This is a genomic window from Neisseria sp. SLRRB23 (assembly GCF_050896295.1).
In the GTDB taxonomy this organism is placed as follows: Bacteria; Pseudomonadota; Gammaproteobacteria; order Burkholderiales; family Neisseriaceae; genus Neisseria.
Genome location: NZ_JBPBFH010000100.1, coordinates 1 through 404 on the forward strand (window position 1 = coordinate 1; position 404 = coordinate 404).

The 404-nt window shown below is 59.7% G+C and carries 1 pseudogene; it reads right to left on the reverse strand.

The window, feature by feature from the left end:
* A pseudogene (locus ACRPFF_RS11265) lies at positions 1-304 on the reverse strand (hypothetical protein); the annotation flags it as partial.
* Positions 305-404: the final 100 nt, after the last annotated feature.

Consider the following 404-nt stretch of genomic DNA (forward strand, 5'->3'; position numbering starts at 1 on the left):
CGCCGGGGGCGAGGGGGAGGTCTTGGGAAGAGTGCCATTCGGTCGGCTGCCATTTGCCTTCGCGGTAGGCGAGGACGGGCATTGGACTGTGAAAAACGCTGCCGAATACGGCGGGGACGGGTCTGCTCATGATGAAGGTTTGTGCGCCAAACTCGGGGTTCGCGCTCAACAGTTTTTTAGGATGGGTATCGTAAAAGCGCGGTTTGCTGCGGCTTACGCCGACTTTGGCGGTCAGGCCGCCGGTGCGGTAGGACGCGCCCAATTCGTCGCGCACTAAACACATTCCCCTTTCTCTTGTACACATCTCCGAGCCCCCGAGACTCGACGTCATCTCGTCTGCCGTCTTCTGCTTGACACAAGAAAAACAGAGGGTCGCGCGCGAGGCCGAAGAGGAGGCAAAAAGC